This window comes from Novosphingobium sp. GW835-FHT14H07 (genome assembly GCF_058793515.1).
The window spans coordinates 46,824-63,812 of record NZ_JBXAFX010000022.1 but is presented as its reverse complement, the minus strand read 5'-3'; the positions used below and the strand labels follow the sequence as shown (position 1 = coordinate 63,812).

Sequence of the window (16,989 nt, the reverse complement as noted above, 5' to 3'; positions counted from 1 at the left end):
CCCACGCAAGTATCCTGAATGGGTGGCCGGGCGGGGGAGCGGGCCGGTGCCGCAAGATTCGAAACGCCAGTTTCGGATCAAAGAACTCTCAGGCGCGCAGGCTCAAGGCATTATCCGCGATCAGCGCCAAGGCTTCTGCTGCGGGTTGCGGCCGCCCCAGATGATACCCCTGCATGAGCCGGATGCCCAGAGCGCGGGCCGTGCTGGCCTGCGCTTCGTCCTCGACGCCCTCGATCGTGCAGTCGATGCCAAGCTGCCAGGCAAGTGAAACGATCGTACCGACGAGGGAACGCGCACCCGGGTCGGTGGCGAGGGCGCGGGACAGTTCCTGATCGATCTTGATCATGTCGAGCGGCAGGCTGTGCACCTGATTGAGACTTGACCAGCCCGCGCCAAAATCGTCCAGCGCGATGCGGAAACCGCGCGCGCGGAATGCCAGCAATTGTGCTTCGGCGCGCTTGGGATCTTCGAGCAGGGCCCGTTCGGTAACCTCCAGGATGATCGAATGCGGCGGCGCCCCATGGTCTTCCACCAGGCGCGCTAGAGCTTCGGCCGTGCCAGTCCGCATCACGTCGCGGGGGCTGAGGTTGATCGCCAGCCAACGTCCGTACTTCCACGCCGGGCATTCGGCCAAGGCGCGCGCCATGACCGTGCGGGTCAGTTCGCCGGTCCGCCCCGTCGCTTCGGCAAGCGACATGAATTGCCCCGGTGCCAGCCAGCGCTCGCCATCGGGACTCCAGCGCACAAACGCTTCGAGGCCGATCACGCCGCCGCTCTCGGCATCGAGGATTGGCTGGTAGACGAGCTTGAGCCGGTCGGCGAGATTGCTTTCGTTGAACAGGCGGGTGATTGCAGCGCGATCCTGCAGCTCGGCCTCGTCGTCCGGGCTGAAGACGACGACGGCGCCATCGGAAAGCTCCTTGGCCTTGTAGAGCGCGGCGTCGGCCCGTTCGAGGCAATCGCTGACGCTGCGCCCGTCCATGCGATGGACGCCAATGGAGCCGGAAAAGCGCAGCACTGCACCGCCGTGCAGCACCGGGGCGCGCAGTGAATCCGAAAGCGCCGTACCGATCGCAAAGGCGGCTGCGTGATCAAGCGAAGGATCGAGCACCACGGCGAATTCATCGCCTCCAAGCCGGCCGAAGCAGCGCACACGCTCCATTCCGCCAAGCCGATTCGCCACGGCCTGGAGCACGGCATCGCCTGCCGCGTGGCCATAGGTATCGTTGATGTGCTTGAACCCGTCGAGGTCGATCAAGGCAAGCCATGCCCGTTGCACGCCCCTGCCGCTGCGTTCGATATCCTCGGCCAGCCGATCGAGGATGGCGCGACGGTTGAGACCCCCGGTCAGGGGATCGATGGTTGCCTGGAGCAGGTTCTCCTGCGCCAGCCGCGCCGCTTCGCGCTCTCGCCGGGTCAATTGCTGACGCGACAGTTCAAGCCGCACAAAATCGCGGTGGTGGCCGTTGGTGATCAGCAGCAGCAAGGTCGTCACCACCACTTGCACCAGCACGACCATGACCGCATTCGGATGCCCGCTGAAGAGGATCTGGCCAGTGGTCGGGATCGTTGTCGCAATCGCGATGCGCAATGCCGTCATGGGCGAATGGCCGAGGCCGAGAATCCCGGAAAACAGCGTAACGGCAAAGATATAGTGGATGAAGGATTGCGCTTCCCAATCGCCATGGACGTAGAGCGCCATGCCCCACAGGGCGAACAGGAAACTGGCGAATGCTCCCAGCCAGCTCATCGAGGCGAGATCACGCCGGAGAACCGCCGTTGCACGCCGCTCGACCGCTGCCGGTCGCCAGTAATATGCCCGCCACAGCGCAAAGCCGCCGAGGAATATCGGCCCCGGCGCGATCAGCCAGACGGGCGCGATATGGCGAAACCGGAATGCCACAAGCAGCATGTCGAAGACGACGACGAGATAGAGAAGCGGCAGGCGATGCGACAGGCTTCGCGCATAGGCGAGCGTGAAATTGTCGCCCTCGCGCTGCTGCCAGCTGGAAGAGAAGGGACGCGCATTGCGCAGCGGACGGCCGAAGCGCCGTCCGCGAGCGACAAGACTGCGCAACCCGGTAAACATGGCTGCGCGGATAGCACCAAGGCAGTTAACAGCGCGTAAGGGTCAATTCCGAATCGGGTCTATCTGGCGTGGCAAATCATCGCCTTAGCTTTACGCGGAAAGCGCCGCGACCAGTTCCTTGACCTTCTTTTGCCGCCACTGCGGCAGGGGTGCGACGAGCCAGTAACCCTTGCGTGATGTCACGGGTTCGCCCTGCACGACCACGCGGCCCATGCCGATCGCATTGTCGACCAGTTGATAGGGCACGTGCGCCCGGCCCAGCCCGGCGCTTGCTGCGCTGATCGCGGTTCCGGCGTCGCCGACCGAGAAGCCGACATCGCCGCCGCCCGGTGCAGGATCGCCGGGCCAGCCGATCCACGGGCAATCGGGCGCGGCATCGGGCGCGGCCACCGTCACCATCAGCGGCTGGCCCAATGCGATGCCTTCCAGTTCGCCCGGCCCCTCGGCCCAACGCACCGCAAGGTCGAGATTGGCTTCGGTGAAGTCGATATCGGCATCGCCTCCCACGAGCGAGAAGCGCATCTGCGGATTGCCGGCGCGAAACGCCGCAAGGCGGGGTGACAGCCACGCGGCGAAGAAGTCGCGCGGGCAGGCGATCGTGTAGACATGGCTCGATTGCCCGGCCTGCATCGCCTGCACGCCTTCTTCAAAGCGCAGGAAGCCTTCGCGGATCGCATCGAGACCGGCAATCGCCTCGTCGGTGAGTTCAAGGCCCTTCGAAGTGCGGCGGAACAGCACGACACCGAGCAGGTCTTCCAGCGCGCGGATCTGCTGCCCGACCGCCGCCGGCGTCACCGCCAGTTCGTCGGCGGCGCGCGTGAACGAGAGGTGCCGGGCCGCAGCGTCAAGCACGCGCAGGCCATTGAGAGGGAGATGGGTCCGCTTCATTGCGAACCGGATTTAGTTCGCCGGAGCCGGTGCCGCCAGAGGAAAGAACGGAATCGCCACATCGAACAACGAGCCATCGGCACGCTGCATCGTGTAATGGCCCTCCATGCTGCCATGGTGGGTGCCAAGCGGGCAGCCGGAGACGTAGTCGTGGCTCTGCCCCGGCTGCAGGACGGGCTGTTCGCCGACGACGCCGTCGCCATCGACGAAGTTGATCATGCCCCGCCCGTCGGTGATCCGCCAATGGCGCGACAGCAGTTGCACCGGCTGGTCGCCATCGTTCTCGAGACGGATATGATAGACCCAGAACCATTTGCCTGCTTCCACCCGCGACTGTTCGGGGAGGAAGTTCACGGCGACTCGCACCGTGACGCCTTCGGTGATGGCGGCATGCTGGAAGAGCTGCTTCATGCCCATCAAACTATCGCAAACCGCCAGATGTTCCAACGCCGATGTGCAACTTTGTGCCGCCTGCCCATGAAGGCATTGCCCAAAAAGGGTGGCAGGCGCAGAGGATGACGCAATGCTGATCCGCGCCCCTGCCATTCTCTGCTCGGTCCTGCCCAACGGCGAACACGGCGCGATCATCCGCGTGCTGACCGCCGACCACGGCCTTGCCGCCGCCTATGTCGCCGGGGCGCGGGGGCGCGAACTGCGGCCCGTGCTGATCCCTGGGAACCTGATCGAGGTTGAAGTGCGCTCACGCACGGCTTCGCAACTGCCATCTGCCCGCGTCGAGCTCGTGGCAAGTCGGGGGCCGTGGCTGTCGGAACCATTGCCCAGCGCGGGGATCGGCTGGGCCTGCGCGCTGACGGCAGCGACCTTGCCCGAAGGCCACCCTTACCCGGTGCTCTACGAGTCGCTCGTCGCCTTGCTCGATGCGATCTGCCATGCCCCCTCGGCCCGAGGATGGGCACGGGTCCTGGCTGGCTACGAAGTGCTGCTGCTGCGCGAGGTCGGATATGGCACGGCCCCAGCCCCTCCGCCAGACGAGCAATGGCCCGATCTGCTGGCCCGTCTGGAGCGTCAGGGCAAGGCCATCGCCAACCGCCTGCTTGCCGATCGCACGCGCGATGTTATGGGGGCGCGCGCGATTCTGCTCGGCCGCCTGAGAAGGATTGGCTTCGACGCATAAGCGGCGAGCGAGTGCAGGGACGAAGGGGTATTTCATGAAGATTGCGGTTCTGCCCGGTGATGGCATCGGTCCCGAGGTGACGCGTGAAGCGGTCCGCGTGATCGAAGCGCTCGGCCTGCCCGACATCGAGATGAAGGAAGCCCCGGTCGGCGGCGCGGCCTACAAGGCCTATGGCCATCCCCTCCCGGCGGAGACTTTGGAGATCGCCCGCCTTTCGGATGGCATCCTGTTCGGTGCAGTAGGCGATCCCGATTGCGATTCGCTCGAACGCCACCTGCGCCCGGAACAGGCGATCCTTGGCCTGCGCAAGGAACTGACGCTGTTCGCCAACCTGCGTCCAGCCAAGGTCTTTGCCGGCCTCGAAGGACATTCCGCCCTGCGCCCCGAGGTGGCCGGCGCGATCGACATGGTCATCGTGCGTGAGCTGAATGGCGACGTCTATTTCGGCGAAAAGGGCTTCCGCACTGCCGCCAACGGTGACCGCGAGGGCTACGACGTCATGTCGTACAACGAATCCGAAGTGCGCCGGATCGCCCATGTCGGCTTCCGCACCGCGATGGGCCGCGCCAAGCGCCTGTGCTCGGTCGACAAGGCCAACGTGCTCGAAACCAGCCAACTGTGGCGCGACGTGGTGATCGAGGTGGCCAGGGAATATCCCGAGGTCACGCTCGAGCACATGTACGTCGACAACGCCGCGATGCAGCTCGTCCGCGCGCCGGGCAAGTTCGACGTCGTGCTGACCGGCAACCTGTTCGGCGACATTCTCTCGGACCAGGCCTCGATGTGCGTAGGCTCGATCGGCCTGCTTGCCTCGGCTTCGCTCGGCGAGCGCCAGACCGCGCACGGCACCTTCGGCCTTTACGAGCCGATCCACGGTTCGGCCCCCGACATCGCTGGCCAGGGTCTTGCCAATCCGATGGCAACGATCCTTTCGGCGGCGATGCTGCTGCGCCACTCGCTGGGGCTGGCAGCAGCGGCAGACCGGGTGGAGGCCGCCGTGGCCAGGACTCTGGCCGATGGCGTGCTGGGCCGCGATCTTGGCGGTAGCGCCGGGACGACGGAAGTAGGTGACGCGGTGCTCGCAAGGCTCTAAAGGCCCCGTCCGATGCTCCAGCTAGCCGTTATCCTTCCGACCTATCGTGAACGCGCGAACATCGCGCCGATGGTCGCGCGTCTCGACGCTGCGCTGCAGGGCGTGGCGTGGGAAGCGATCTTCGTTGACGACAACAGCCCCGATGGCACCGCCGACGAGGCGCGCCGCATTTCGCTTACCGATCCGCGCGTCCGCGTGATCGAGCGGATCGGTCGCCGCGGCCTTGCCTCGGCTGCGATCGAGGGCATGTGCGCCACGGCTGCCCCGATCGTCGCGGTGATGGACGCTGACCAGCAGCATGATCCCGAACTGCTGCCCAAGATGCTCGCTGCGGTCGAAAGCGGCGAGTATGACCTCGCTTATGCCTCGCGCTTTGCGGAAGGTGCGAGTACCGAGGAATGGGGCCGTCCCGACCGCGTCAAGGCGTCGGGCCTGGCCAACCGCATCGCCAACAAGGTGACCGGCGTCGAACTGTCGGACCCGATGAGCGGCTATTTCATGCTTCGCACCGAAACGCTGCGCGCGGACGCGCACCGTCTGTCCGGCGTCGGCTTCAAGATCCTGCTCGATATCCTTGCGACGGTCGACCGCCCGCTCAAGGTCAAGGAATTCCCTCTCAACTTCGTCGCCCGCATCGAGGGCGAGAGCAAGCTGGACCAGACCGTAGTGTTCGAATTCCTCGTAGGCCTGTACGACAAGTGGCTCGGCCGCATCATCCCGACACGCTTCGCGCTGTTCGGCACCGTTGGCGCCATGGGCGTCGCGGTGCAACTGGGCGCGCTGTGGGTGCTGCTCAAGGTCATTGCCGGCGAACGCTTCGTCTATGGCAACTGGTCGGAAAGCGCGACCTTCAACACCGCCAACACGCTGGCGGCGATCATCGCCATGACCTTCAACTTCGTGCTCAACAACGAGCTGACCTATTCCGACAAGCGCCTGCGCGGCTTCGGCCCGCTGCTGCGCGGGTGGGCGCAGTTCGGCCTGACTTGTTCACTGGGCCTGCTGACCAACGTCGGTTCGGCTGCCGTGCTCAAGACCATCGGCTTCCACAGCGTGGTCGCGGTGATCGTCGGCATCGTGCTCGGCTCGGTGTGGAACTTCGCGCTGTCCTCGCGCTTCGTCTGGGGCAAGTACTGATTTGCGCGCGGTCGCGGGGCTTCCGGGACCGCAAGCGTTTCTGCTCGGGTTGACCGGCGCAGGGGCTCTGTTCAGCCTGATCGATACGCCTTACCCGGCACTCGCGCCGCTCCAGAACCTGCCGACGCCGTTCATCGTTGCCATGCTCTGGCTCGCGCTGCGTCGTTGGCCCATGCCGACAAGCGCGATCATGTGCATCGCGGCATTCATGGCGCTGCACACCATCGGCGGGCGCTACATCTACTCGTACGTGCCCTACGAGCAGTGGCTGGGCGCACTTGGCCTGCCCTCGATCGACCATGCTTTCGGCTTGGGTCGCAATTCATGGGACCGGCTCGTTCATTTCAGCTTCGGCGCCTTGTGGGCCTGGCCCATCGCCTGCTGGCTTGCGCGCCATCGCGGGCTTTCGCCTGCGCTGGCCACCTACATCGCGGTGGAGTTCGTGCTGGCAGGCAGCGCGCTTTACGAAATCTTCGAGTGGCAGCTTACCGTGGTCATGGCCGGGCCGGATGCAGATGCGTATAACGGGCAGCAGGGCGATGTGTGGGACCCGCAGAAGGACATGGCGATTGCGGGGCTTGGCGCTCTGACCACCGCAGTCTGGCTACGGCTGCGCGCTATTTCCAGCTATTGAGCCAGGTGTAGTCCCGGTAGGAATCCTTGCGCGGTAGTTCGCCTGCCGAAAGGATCGGGTAGAAGCCGATAAACAGCCCGAACGACAGCACCAGCGTCACCTTGGTCGGCCAGCGCAGGCCCAGATCCCACCACTCGCCCAGGACCAGAGCAAGGGCGGCCAGCAGGAAGCAGCTGGCCAGCATGTAATGGTAGTAGAACTGCACCGGCTTGCCGTTGATCGCCCAGAAGCCGACGAGCAGGACATAGGCGGCGAAGACCAGCAGGTGGAGCCGCTTTGCCCCACCCTTCATGCCTTTGAACCCGTCCCACGCACAGAACAGCAGCGCGGGCAGCCCGGCAAGTATCGTGAACGGATTGCCGATCATCAGCACACCACGCTGCGCACCATCGACCTCTTCATAAAGGAACCAGATCGCCCGGATGTTGGCCACCCACTGCCACCACACGCTCATGTAGGTGTGCGGCTTCTTCACGCTGTCCTGCAGTTCCAGCATGTATTGCTGCCAATGCCACAGCCCGCCTACGGTCATCGGCTGCTTTTCATAGAAGAAGGCGGGCAGGAAGGTGGCAAGATAGACCACCACCGGGACCACCCCCAGCCATAACGCCGCCTCGACCAGCGAGACACCTGGCACCGGTCCGGCCTCGCGCGAGGCCCACAGGAGGCCACTCCTCCTGCCCTTCAGCGCCTCCCTGCGGTTCAGTGCAAAGACCAGTCCCGGCAGCGGCAGCAGAAGCGCGCCATTCCACTTTGCGCCCAGCGAAAGCCCCATGAATACGCCCGCCAGCAGCAGGTGAGACCGCGCCAGCAAGGCCCTGCCGGAAGGATTGCGCCAGGCGAGCGCCCATTGCCACATGGCCAGCGCCATGAACCCGGCCATCGCCATGTCGAGCAGGGCAATCCGCGACATCATGAACCAGATGAAGTCCGTTGCCAGCAGCAGGCCGAACAAGACCGTGGCCGAACGGGAAAAGCTCGCCCACCACAGCGCCCGCATCATTGCCCAAAGCCCGAGCCCGCCAAGCACGGCCGAGGGGAAGCGCCAGCCGAACGGGGTATCGCCGATCAGTTGCATCGACCAGGCGATCAGTTGCTTGGCCAGCAGGGGATGCTCAGGGTTCAGCCGCGACGTCAGGTCGATCAGCCGCCTTGCCGCGGGCAGGTAATGCACCTCGTCGAACATCGGCTTTGACGGAATGCCGAGCCGGTGCAGCACGAGGAGGAAGAACGCGGACGCGATGACCGCGCACCAGAATGCAGGGTCTTTCTCGCGCGGGGCTGCGGTCTGGAACTGTTGCGTCATGCGTCCTGACCGATAGGGCGCGCAGGGCCGCTTCGCAATCCCGCCGCTTGCGCGCAGCCGTCCGGAAAACTAAGGCGGCTGGCATGAAGAGAACTGCTGGCCAGGACCGTTCGATCACGCAGAAGTGGCGTCCCGCAACGCAAGCCGTGCGCGGAGGCACGTGGCGTTCGGAAATGGGCGAAACGTCCGAAGCGCTGTTCCTCACCTCCGGCTTTACCTACGACGATGCCGCAACGGTTGCCGCACGCTTCGCCGGCGAGGCGGAAGGCATGACCTATTCGCGCCTGCAGAACCCCACGGTGCAGATGCTGGAAGAGCGCATCGCCCTGATGGAAGGAGCCGAGGCGTGCCGCACGCAGGCCACCGGCATGGCGGCGATGACCACCGCCCTGCTCTGCCAGCTTTCGGCCGGGGACCACATCGTCGCCGCCAAGGCCGCATTCGGTTCGTGCCGCTGGCTGGTCGACAACCTGCTGCCGCGCTTCGGCATTACCGGCACCACGATCGACGCTTCGGACAACGCTGCGTGGGAAGCCGCGATCAGGCCAAACACCAAGGTGTTCTTCTTCGAAAGCCCGGCCAACCCGACGATGGACATTGTCGATCTCGAGTTCGTCTGCGCGCTCGCCAAACGCCACGGCATCACCACCGTGGTCGACAACGCCTTTGCCACCGCTGCTCTGCAGCGCCCGATGGACTTCGGCGCGGATGTCGTCGCCTATTCAGCCACCAAGATGATGGATGGCCAGGGCCGCGTCATGGCTGGCGCGGTGTGCGGTTCGGCCGAGTGGATCAACAACGTCCTGCTGCCGTTCCAACGCAACACCGGTCCGAACATCGCCGCGTTCAACGCCTGGGTCGTCCACAAGGGCCTCGAAACGCTTGACCTGCGCATCCACCGCCAGAGCGAGAACGCGCTCAAGGTGGCGAGCTTTGTCGAAGCCCGCGTGCCCCGTCTGCTCTATCCGTTCCTGCCCAGCCATCCGCAGTACGAACTGGCACGCAAGCAGATGAAGGCGGGCGGCACCATCTTCTCGTTCCACCTCGATGGTGGGCTGAAGCAGGCCCACGCCGTTCTAGATGCGCTGCAATTGATCGACATCTCGAACAACATCGGCGATTCGCGCTCGCTGATGTGCCATCCGGCCTCGACCACGCATTACGGCGTCGGCCCGGAAACCCGCGCCGACATGGGCGTGGGCGAAGGCATGCTGCGCCTCAATGTCGGCCTTGAGGACCCCGATGACCTGATCGAGGATCTCGACCAGGCCCTGCGGGCCGCGGGTTTGTGAAACCATCTGCCTGAAATTGCGCCAATTCGGTTGCATCGCGCCACCCTTGCCGTAAATAGGCAGCCGGGTGGGGTCGCAACGGAGCAAGCTGCTTTGCTGGCCGAGGCCCATCTATCTGCCATAATCCAGTCTTCCGATGATGCGATCATCAGCAAGGACCTGCAAGGGACAGTCCTGAGCTGGAACCCGGCGGCCACGCGCATCTTCGGATTTGCGGAAGCGGACATGATCGGCCAGTCGATCCGGCGCCTGATCCCGGAAGATCGGCAGGCCGAAGAAGACGATATCCTTGCTCGCATAGCGCGTGGGGAGCGGGTGAAGAGCTTCGACACCGTCCGCCAGCGCCAGGACGGAGCCCTCATCTCCGTCTCGCTCACGGTCTCACCGATCTACGACCAGGCAGGAAAGATCGTCGGCGCAAGCAAGATCGCCCGCGACATCACCGCTCGCGAGGAAGGCCAGCGCGCCTTGCGCGAAAGCGAGATGCGCTTCCGCATGCTGGCCGACAACATCACCCAACTGGCATGGGTTGCCGACCGGTCCGGTTGGATAGGTTGGTACAACAAGCGCTGGTATGACTACACCGGCCTTGCAGAAGGCGATTGCGACGGCTGGGGCTGGGATCAGGTCCATCACCCGGACCACCTCGAAAGGGTCCTTGCACACTTCAAGACCAGCATAGAATCCGGGGTGGAGTGGGAGGACACCTTCCCTTTGCGATCGTGCGACGGGGAATACCGCTGGTTCCTGTCGCGCGCGCTACCCATTCGCGACGCTTCGGGCGCGATCCTCTACTGGTTCGGCACCAATACCGATGTGACCGACATGCTCGAGAAGGAAGAGCAGATTCGCGTTCTCCTGATGGAGGTGAACCACCGCTCGAAGAACCTGCTTGCCGTCGTTCAGGCCCTTGCCCGCCGTTCGGGCTGCCAGGACCCGGATTTCCTGCACCGCTTCGAACGCCGCCTCGCCAGCCTCTCGGCCAATCAGGACTTGCTGGTCCGACGCGGCTGGTCGACCATCCTCATGGATGAGCTGGCCGAGGCCCAGTTGGCGATACTGGGGCGCGAGGCGCGGGCGCAGATCGAATTGCGTGGAGCCTCGATTCCCCTCAGCCCCCGCAGCGCCGAGATCATCGGCATGGCGTTGCACGAGCTTGCCACCAATGCGCTCAAGTACGGCGCCCTGGCCGCGCCGGCAGGCAAAGTCGTGCTGTGCTGGGAGGAAACCGCAGATCGCTTCGTCATCGACTGGCGTGAGAGCGGCGTGCCCCTGATGTGCGTGCCGACGCATCACGGGTTTGGTACCACGCTGATGCGGCATATCCCGGCCCGAAGCCTCGATGCCGAAGTGACCATCGATTACGCGCCGACCGGGTTGCACTGGCGGCTGGATTGCTCGCTCGCCACGGCAAGGATGCTGGAAAGCTGAACCTCAGGCGGCGCGCCGGCCTTCACAGTGTTCTGCTTCTACCTCGGCCTTGGAAGTTGCCTCTTGCTTGTCCTGCGTGATCAGGCGGTTTTCCGCCCGCCCCATTGTCCAGTTCTTGCCGAGACGGACCTTGCTGTTGGGCGCACACCAGATCTCGCCCGACTCATCGAGCGCCGTGACCCAGATGAGATTGTGCTCCTGGCCATAGTCGATCATCCCGATCGCATAGCCATCGCCCTTGCCCAGCACGTGCAAGGGAATTGTCGGATTGAGTTGCGTAAACACGGTTGTCTTCCTGCAGTGCGCCGTCGGGCGCCAACTTGATGCAGGTTAAATCCGCGAAACGGGAAACGGGTTCCTCACTCGCCCTTTGAGGCAGCCTCAAGCGCGGCGATGCGGGCCTTGAGCGCTTCCACTTCCTCACGCGCGGAAGCAGCCAGTTCCTTGACCGCGTCGAATTCCTCGCGGCTGACGAAATCGAGGCCTCCGAAGATTTCCTTGGCCTTCTCGCGCGCGTTTTCGCCCGCCTCGCGGCCCATGCCCGCAATCGTTCCTGCCGCGCTGTTCAGCAGCTTGACGAAGTCGGCGATCATCGGGTTTTCACTCTGCATGGGCTTGGGTCCTGGCTGGCATTCGGTTCCCGCTATGTGGGCCGCCATCAAGCCTTGCGCAAGTGGCCGGACAGGTCAGATTTCGACGCGCTCGGTCGTCACGGTGCCGAATGCGCCATCGGCATCGGGGTTCAACCGGCCGAACTCGAACGTCAGCACCGAAGCGAAGCAGACCCACGCGAGATATGGCAGCAGCAGCATGCCCGCGACCGGGCGCACGCGCCAGAACAGCACCACCGTCAAGACGATCGCCACGGCCATGGCAACGGTGATCCAGAACGCCACCGTGATCTGGTGCAACGCGAAGAACGTAGGCGACCAGGCGAGGTTGATGAGAAGCTGGACCACGAACATCGCGACGGCAATGCCACGACCCGCCGCGCCGCGTGCCGAGAGAACCATCGCCAGCGCCAGCCCCATCAGAACATAAAGGACGGTCCAGACGATTCCGAAGGCAGCCGGCGGTGGATAGATCGACGGCTTGACCAGCGCATCGAACCACGGGTTGCCAGGGCCGCTGCCCGCAGCTTGTCCGGACAGAAACCCGAGAGCGACGACAAGGGGAATGGTGAACAGCGACCAGCGCAGAAGACTGGCGCGAAGCTGTCCCGAAGAGGCAAGATAGTTCATGGCACCCGCAAGCAACTGCGCAAAACGCGCGATTCGCCGGGGATATTGGCGAGGGGTTGCCTGCTCTGCAATCGGAAGTCGTCCCGCATTGCATCCCGCGCGGAGACACAATCCGGGGAAAACTCAGCCACGCAGCGCGGAAACCAGAAATTCGACGTTGCCTTCGGGCCCGGTGATCGGGCTCGGGACGATGCCCTGAACCTCCCAGCCTTCGCCTTCCAGCCAATCGCGCACCTCGCCGCAGACGCGTTCGTGAAGCGCGGGATCACGCACCACGCCGCCCTTGCCGACTTCGGCCTTGCCCACTTCGAATTGCGGCTTGATCAGCGCGACGAGGCGGGTCGGTCTCGTCGCCAGGGAGAGCGGCACTTCCAGCACCTTGCGCAAGGCAATGAAGCTGGCATCACAGACCACCCATGTCGCTGGTCGATCGATCTGTCCCGGCGTGAGGATGCGCGCGCTGGTCTGTTCCAGTACGGTGACGCGCGGATCCTGGCGCAGCTTCCAGGCGAGCTGGTTGGTGCCCGAGTCCACGGCAAAGACGTGCTCCGCGCCGCCTTGCAGCAGTACGTCGGTGAAGCCGCCGGTCGAACTGCCGATGTCCATCGCGGTGACGCCGGATGGATCGAGGCCGAAATGCTCGATGGCGTGGGCGAGCTTGATGCCGCCGCGCGAGACCCAGGGGTGATCGCGTCCACGCACATCCAAGGCGGCATCGAGAGCGAGCGCCTGCCCGGCCTTGGCGATCCTGGTCTCGCCCGAGTAGACCAGCCCGGCAAGGATCAGGGCCTGCGCGCGCGCGCGGCTTTCGACCAAGCCCCGTTCGACGAGCAACTGGTCCACGCGAAGCTTGGATGCGCCGGGCTGTTTGGGGGGGCGGGTTGAGGTCACGGCGCGTTCCTTCCATAACTGCACCATGAAGATCAACCATGCACACCGCCCCCGCCTCGTTTTATCCGGTGCGCTGGCTTTCGTCCTGCCATTGGCCCTTTCCGCCTGCGCCGCGCCGACGGTGGTCCCGCAAGCCGCGCCGCCGCCGGCCCCCAGGCCAACCCAGGCACCGCCCCCGCCGCCACCTGCGCAGACTTTCAAGGACTGGCGCGATGCGCCACAGACCGTGGGCAACTGGCGCTATGAGCCGGGGGTCGCCCGTTTCGGCCCGGGCGAGGCCACACTGTTCGCCATGGCCTGCAACCGCGCCGCCGCAACGATGAGCCTGATCCGCACCGGCACTTCCACCGTGCCGCTGCCGATGACGGTGGCAACCACCAGCGATATCCGCCCGCTTTCGGCCGATCCGGCGCCGCAGGGCCAGCCGCAACTGGTGGCAACGCTGCCCTCGCGCGATCCGCTGCTGGATTCCATGGCGTTCAGCCGCGGTCGCTTTGCCGTCGAGGTGAACGGCTTGCCGACGCTCTACCTGCCAGCCTGGGCCGAAGTGGGGCGGGTGATCGAGGATTGCCGGAAATAACACGATCCGCCTGCATGGCCGCCTGCATGGCCAGTTGCCTATCCGGTTGCAGGGGTGACCATACTGCAGGCGCGAAGCGGAGATTGTGACGACAATTTTTTTTCGATCAAGTCTTGTTGTTTTGCCATGGATGAATCACATTCAGAACAAGGCCGGTGAGAATACAAACTCCCGGTCCAGCAGGCCCAACAGCCTGTGACTTTGGCTCAACAGCGCGAAAGGAGGTGATCCGATGTCTCATGGTTCAGCAGAGAGGTCGGTACAGTCCCGCGCGAGGCATTATCGCTGAGTTTCGATTAAGCGATAAAGGCTTCGTGGGCGGCACTTCCGGCCGCTGACCATGCGAAGGGCCGCTCGGATTGACCGACGCGGCCCTTCACATTTATTACATTCCCCTTGCCTTTCGCGCAATAATAGTTCACGGCGCTGCTTCCTCGATTCTAGCGCAAGGACTGCCCCATGGCGACGCTCGCCGACACCGGCCTCACTTTCACCAAGCATCCGCACCCGGCTCCGGTTGCTGCGGACGTGCGGGCGCAAGTGCTGGCGAACCCCGGCTTCGGCACCGCCTTCACCGATCACATGGTCGAGATCGACTACGCCGAGGGGACCGGCTGGCACGACGCTCGCGTCGTTCCCTATGGCCCCATCGCGCTCGATCCTGCGGCTGCAGTGCTGCATTATGCGCAGGAAATCTTCGAAGGGCTGAAGGCCTATCGCCTGGCCGACGGCGGCATCGCCCTGTTCCGTCCGGAAGCCAATGCGCAGCGCTTCAATGCGTCTGCGCGCCGCCTCGCCATGCCCGAACTGCCGGAAGAGCTGTTCGTCGATGCCGTGCGCCAGCAGGTGCTGGCCGACAAGGACTGGTTCCCTACTGTGGAGGGCGGCTCGATGTACCTGCGCCCGTTCATGTTCGCCAGCGAGGCGTTCCTGGGCGTGCGGCCTGCGAAGCAGTACAAGTTCATGGTCATCGCCAGCCCGGCCGGCAACTACTTCAAGTCGGGCGCGCCGGCGGTTTCAATCTGGGTTTCGGACTATACGCGTGCTGCCCCCGGCGGCACCGGCGCGGCCAAGTGCGGCGGCAACTATGCCGCCAGCCTCGTGCCCACCGCCGAAGCCTTCTCGCGCGGGCACGATCAGGTCCTGTTCCTCGATGCAGCTGAACACAAGTGGGTTGAGGAACTGGGCGGCATGAACCTGTTCTTCGTGTTCGATGACGGTTCGATCCTGACGCCTGAACTGACCGGCACGATCCTGCCCGGCATCACCCGTTCGAGCCTGCTCAAGCTTGCCGCCGAAGAGGGCCTGACCGTGCGCGAGGGCCGCTACAGCCTTGACCAGTGGAAGGCAGACGCGGCTTCGGGCAAGCTGATCGAGACGTTCGCCTGCGGAACCGCGGCGGTTGTCACGCCAGTCGGCAAGGTCGCCAGCCACGAGGGCGAGTTCACGATCGGTTCGGGCGGTCCCGGCCAGCTGACGCAGAAGCTGCGCGCCAAGCTCGTCGGCATCCAGCGCGGGGAGATTGCCGATACCCATGGCTGGGTGACGCGGATCGCCTGATAGCGAGACCTGAGAAAACGAAAAGGCCCGCCGATCCATGTGGAACGGCGGGCCTTTTTCATTGCGTCTGCCTCAGAAGTCGAACTGCGCCCGCATGCCGATGACGTCGGCGTTGTAATTGCGATCCGCACCTGCAGCGACCGCGGCATCCTTTAGCCAGAGATGGCCGTAGTCGACAATGAAGCGCACGTAGTCCGTCGGCACCCACAGCAAGGAGGCACCGACGAGCTGCTGGCGGCCGCCCAGCACGCCCCCACCAGCACCATCGACGTCGTTGAGGTCGAGCCAGTCATAGCGGGCGTTGACCTGCACCGCGCCAATGCCGCCCTTGTCTAAACCGTTCTTCGGCTTGATCCGGGTCCAGGTGCCCTCGCTTGCCTTGTAGGGCAGCGTATCCCCCTTGGTCAGGAACACGCCCGCTTCGACATAGCCGCCGTTGAAGGTGGGGTCGGCAATCCCTGCCGGACGGTTGACCTTCATCCACTGCGATTCAGCAGTGAAATGCACCGGACCGCCGGTCCAGCCCAGTTCCACGCCGTAATTCGTTTCCGACAGCGCGCTGATCGCCTTGGTATCGACGAAGCGGATGTCGGTGGTGTGGGTGAACGGGCGGGCGCGATAACGCACGGTGGCGCTGCTGTCGTTGAGGTCGTGGTAGTGCGCCGAGCCGCCGATGTGCGCCTGGCCGCCGAACAGCCTGGGCTGCAAGGCAAAGCGGCTGTCGATGGAATAGCTGTTGTCGGTATCGGCGTTGAGGTCGGTGACGTTGTCGGAGAACACGCCGACTTGCGCCAGGACCATGCCCTTCTGGTACTGTGCAGAAAGGCCGAGGCGGCGCTCGAAACCGAAGGCGGTGTTGAACGCGGCGCGCTCCATGAAGCTGGTGAACAGGTCGGACTCGGTGTCCTCCATCGATTCGAACGGTTTGTGCTGGCCGATCGTGAGCGTAAGGTTCCTGATACCGTTATAGGTGAGGTAGACGTCGGTCGGATCGACACTGCTGTTGGCGATGTCCGCCTCGATACGGTAGCCGAAGTTGCCGGGAATGGTGCCGTCGAAGCCCAGGTAGGCGCGGCGGAATTCCGTGGCGAGGCCAAGGCTCTTGCTGCCTATGGACGACGGCGCGGAGACCGAGGCGGTGTCAATTTGCAGGCGGCCGCGCGGCTTGAAGCTCCACTTGCCGGCCTTGGGGTTCTTCGGGTCCACCGGGGCTTCAATCTTCGGCCCACCATCCCAGCTGATCGCGACTGGCGGCTTGCCCGAAGCGGTCGGCGCAGGGATTGCGGCGACGGCAGTGGCGGTCGCGTCGCTCTTGGCCCTGGCTCCGGCGAGCTGGCCCTGCAAGGTCTGGATCTGCGCCTGCATCGCGGCCATTGCATCCATCTGGCTCTGCATCTGCGCCTGCATCTGCTGAAGCTGGGCCTGCATGGCGGCAATATCCGCGTTCGAGGACGCGGCCTCAGCCGGGACAGCCCAGCCAGCGGCGCAGGCAAGAGCGGTGATCGAGACGCGCGTTGCAAACTTCATGACGAATCCTTGAGCCTACCGGTTTGCGGCCAAATATGTCTGTAGTGTTACATTTTGTTGACGGTGGTTTTGCCGATTTGTCGCAAATGCTGCGGCAACGCCTCGCCCGTTGCGTTCCGGTCCTCGCCGTGGCATCGCTGATGCCTGCGTTAATCGCCCGGTTAGGGCGCTCCGGAGAGACCCAA

General features: G+C 64.5%; 17 protein-coding genes. 8 read left to right on the top strand and 9 right to left on the bottom strand.

What is annotated here, in order from left to right:
- Window positions 1–88: 88 nt before the first annotated feature.
- The 3 genes from AC1Q5P_RS16865 to apaG form a co-directional block, all read right to left on the bottom strand.
- Window positions 89–2,089 carry a putative bifunctional diguanylate cyclase/phosphodiesterase gene (locus tag AC1Q5P_RS16865; protein ID WP_492519571.1) on the bottom strand — a complete coding sequence of 667 codons (2,001 nt, stop codon included), beginning with the start codon at window positions 2,087–2,089 and terminating at the stop codon, window positions 89–91.
- Between the two features lie 90 nt (window positions 2,090–2,179).
- The gene (locus AC1Q5P_RS16860; protein ID WP_039336417.1) at window positions 2,180–2,977 is read right to left on the bottom strand and encodes a LysR family transcriptional regulator; all 798 of its coding nucleotides are present in this window, start codon (window positions 2,975–2,977) and stop codon (window positions 2,180–2,182) included.
- Window positions 2,978–2,989: 12 nt separating this feature from the next.
- Window positions 2,990–3,388: a Co2+/Mg2+ efflux protein ApaG gene (apaG, locus tag AC1Q5P_RS16855; RefSeq protein ID WP_039336501.1), complete on the bottom strand. Its 399-nt coding sequence runs from the start codon at window positions 3,386–3,388 to the stop codon at window positions 2,990–2,992.
- A gap of 112 nt (window positions 3,389–3,500) precedes the next feature.
- Between apaG and recO the strand changes: the two genes are divergently transcribed.
- Genes recO through AC1Q5P_RS16835 form a run of 4 tightly spaced genes read left to right on the top strand, consistent with a single transcriptional unit; the run spans window position 3,501 to window position 6,976 of the window.
- Complete coding sequence (gene recO / locus AC1Q5P_RS16850) at window positions 3,501–4,112, top strand: DNA repair protein RecO (protein ID WP_039336415.1); 612 nt, start codon at window positions 3,501–3,503, stop codon at window positions 4,110–4,112.
- Window positions 4,113–4,146: 34 nt separating this feature from the next.
- On the top strand, window positions 4,147–5,205 hold the full coding sequence (gene leuB, locus AC1Q5P_RS16845; RefSeq protein WP_492519570.1) for a 3-isopropylmalate dehydrogenase: 1,059 nt from the start codon (window positions 4,147–4,149) through the stop codon (window positions 5,203–5,205).
- A gap of 12 nt (window positions 5,206–5,217) precedes the next feature.
- The gene (locus AC1Q5P_RS16840; protein WP_193827571.1) at window positions 5,218–6,342 is read left to right on the top strand and encodes a glycosyltransferase; all 1,125 of its coding nucleotides are present in this window, start codon (window positions 5,218–5,220) and stop codon (window positions 6,340–6,342) included.
- Between the two features lies 1 nt (window position 6,343).
- A complete protein-coding gene (locus AC1Q5P_RS16835; RefSeq protein ID WP_492519569.1) occupies window positions 6,344–6,976 on the top strand; it encodes a DUF2238 domain-containing protein in 633 nt (210 codons plus the stop codon).
- On the opposite strand, the gene AC1Q5P_RS16830 is transcribed toward AC1Q5P_RS16835, so the two are convergent.
- Window positions 6,960–8,282: a phospholipid carrier-dependent glycosyltransferase gene (locus AC1Q5P_RS16830; RefSeq protein WP_492519568.1), complete on the bottom strand. Its 1,323-nt coding sequence runs from the start codon at window positions 8,280–8,282 to the stop codon at window positions 6,960–6,962. The two genes, AC1Q5P_RS16835 and AC1Q5P_RS16830, sit on opposite strands and share 17 nt — an antisense overlap.
- Before the next feature lie 83 nt (window positions 8,283–8,365).
- Between AC1Q5P_RS16830 and AC1Q5P_RS16825 the strand changes: the two genes are divergently transcribed.
- Both AC1Q5P_RS16825 and AC1Q5P_RS16820 read left to right on the top strand, forming a co-directional pair.
- Window positions 8,366–9,574: a trans-sulfuration enzyme family protein gene (locus tag AC1Q5P_RS16825; RefSeq protein WP_039336406.1), complete on the top strand. Its 1,209-nt coding sequence runs from the start codon at window positions 8,366–8,368 to the stop codon at window positions 9,572–9,574.
- Window positions 9,575–9,667: 93 nt separating this feature from the next.
- A complete protein-coding gene (locus AC1Q5P_RS16820; RefSeq protein ID WP_492519567.1) occupies window positions 9,668–11,005 on the top strand; it encodes a PAS domain S-box protein in 1,338 nt (445 codons plus the stop codon).
- A 3-nt stretch (window positions 11,006–11,008) separates the two neighbouring features.
- On the opposite strand, the gene AC1Q5P_RS16815 is transcribed toward AC1Q5P_RS16820, so the two are convergent.
- The 4 genes from AC1Q5P_RS16815 to AC1Q5P_RS16800 form a co-directional block, all read right to left on the bottom strand.
- The gene (locus AC1Q5P_RS16815; RefSeq protein WP_039336404.1) at window positions 11,009–11,290 is read right to left on the bottom strand and encodes a hypothetical protein; all 282 of its coding nucleotides are present in this window, start codon (window positions 11,288–11,290) and stop codon (window positions 11,009–11,011) included.
- Window positions 11,291–11,364: 74 nt separating this feature from the next.
- A complete protein-coding gene (locus tag AC1Q5P_RS16810; RefSeq protein ID WP_039336498.1) occupies window positions 11,365–11,616 on the bottom strand; it encodes an accessory factor UbiK family protein in 252 nt (83 codons plus the stop codon).
- Window positions 11,617–11,691: 75 nt separating this feature from the next.
- Window positions 11,692–12,246 (bottom strand): TspO/MBR family protein, encoded by a 555-nt coding sequence (locus tag AC1Q5P_RS16805; protein ID WP_039336402.1) that lies wholly within the window; start codon window positions 12,244–12,246, stop codon window positions 11,692–11,694.
- A gap of 123 nt (window positions 12,247–12,369) precedes the next feature.
- Window positions 12,370–13,164: a TlyA family RNA methyltransferase gene (locus tag AC1Q5P_RS16800; RefSeq protein WP_492519566.1), complete on the bottom strand. Its 795-nt coding sequence runs from the start codon at window positions 13,162–13,164 to the stop codon at window positions 12,370–12,372.
- Between AC1Q5P_RS16800 and AC1Q5P_RS16795 the strand changes: the two genes are divergently transcribed.
- The gene (locus tag AC1Q5P_RS16795) at window positions 13,163–13,717 is read left to right on the top strand and encodes a hypothetical protein (RefSeq protein WP_492519565.1); all 555 of its coding nucleotides are present in this window, start codon (window positions 13,163–13,165) and stop codon (window positions 13,715–13,717) included. The two genes, AC1Q5P_RS16800 and AC1Q5P_RS16795, sit on opposite strands and share 2 nt — an antisense overlap.
- A gap of 459 nt (window positions 13,718–14,176) precedes the next feature.
- Complete coding sequence (locus AC1Q5P_RS16790) at window positions 14,177–15,277, top strand: branched-chain amino acid aminotransferase (protein ID WP_492519564.1); 1,101 nt, start codon at window positions 14,177–14,179, stop codon at window positions 15,275–15,277.
- A 72-nt stretch (window positions 15,278–15,349) separates the two neighbouring features.
- Here the strand turns inward: AC1Q5P_RS16790 and AC1Q5P_RS16785 are convergent, their stop codons facing one another.
- Window positions 15,350–16,804: an OprO/OprP family phosphate-selective porin gene (locus AC1Q5P_RS16785; protein WP_492519563.1), complete on the bottom strand. Its 1,455-nt coding sequence runs from the start codon at window positions 16,802–16,804 to the stop codon at window positions 15,350–15,352.
- Window positions 16,805–16,989: the final 185 nt, after the last annotated feature.